1 protein-coding gene is annotated in these 1292 nt (G+C 41.3%); it reads right to left on the bottom strand.

Annotated elements, in window-relative coordinates; genetic code table 11:
- Positions 1-1274 (bottom strand): type 2 periplasmic-binding domain-containing protein (locus ACYVRA_RS06555; RefSeq protein WP_461251945.1); only part of this gene is annotated, 1274 nt, incomplete at its 3' end.
- Positions 1275-1292 lie beyond the last annotated feature (18 nt).

Below are 1292 nucleotides of genomic sequence, written 5' to 3'. Positions count from 1 at the left end.
CAATCAATTACCGTTTTAAGTTTTGATGTCTCAAGCGCGAGGGCGCCTGTCCTCTGGCTTACCAGGTTTTCCAACTGCTTGCCAACGCTGCGGCTTCTTATAAAAAGAACTGACACAAGGACAAGCACTAAGAAAAATAAAACTGAAGCTCCTACTAACCAGGGGCGCTGAGCCGCGGCCAATTTATTCCGGTAATCATAAGTCTTGTATACCCACTGGTTAGAAATATTATTTATATCGACTATACGCAGGGCCTTATCGACAATTGATTTAAGAATGTCGGCGTCCTTGTTATAGCCGAAATAAGAATTAAAGGTATGGTTAAATACCAAATTTAATTTATACCTTGCGTCCTCATAGTAGTTGGTGTAGATAGTCAGTCTTCTCCGGCTGCTGAAAATCACATCGACATCGCCGCTGGCTAAAGCGTCCCATGTTTTTTCCTGAGTGTCATATTCGGTATAATTAAGGTGGGCGGGAAATATTTTTTTAAATAATTCGGAATATATTGTTTCCCCACGCAAGCCTACATGCAAATGAAAAATGTCGTTAATGTCAATATTGCGAAAATCCGCTCTTGATACAAACGCAAAGTTATCGCTTACAATCGGAACATCCGACCATAAAAAACGCCCCTCATATTCCTTTATTTGAAACAGTTCCGGGATGATCAGAGCCTTGCCGTTTTCAACATTTTTTATCATGTCCAGTACCGGCGTATTTTGGTCGTTGGCAGGTTGGAATTTAAGCCCTGTAAGTTTTTCGATTTCTTTCAGCGCTTCAAAATAAATTCCCTCCCATTTATTGGTGCGGAAATTGAAAAAAGAAATAGGATAATTGCTAAAGTCCGCGCCAATTGATATAACAGGGTTGTTTTTAATATAGTTGAGTTCTTCTTTGGTCATCAGCGTATAAAGCTTGTTTTCCAAATATTGATCATGTCCTCTTTTTTGCAGTTCTGTAAGATACTCAAGAACACGGTTGCTCATCGCCTTTTCCAGCGCGTTAATTATAGGCCTTAGTTCTTCATTTTGCGTTGACAGACAGGACGACCTGAATATCAACGGGTAGAAATCTTCGCCAACAACGTCGCCGTATTCGTCAAAAGCCCCTTCGGCGGTATCCATTCCAAAAAACGCGTCGACCGCGCCGCTTTTAAGCATTTGGTACGCTTCTTTATGGTGGTCAACAAAAATTCTTTCAAATTTGTAATCGGTATTCGCGTTGATGTCGGCGAACACGACCGAATTCCTTAAAAAAGCATAACGCGGCACGCGCAACCGTATAATTCC

It is taken from the genome of Treponema sp. R8-4-B8, assembly GCF_054786175.1.
This window is presented reverse-complemented; position numbering and strand designations above follow the sequence as displayed.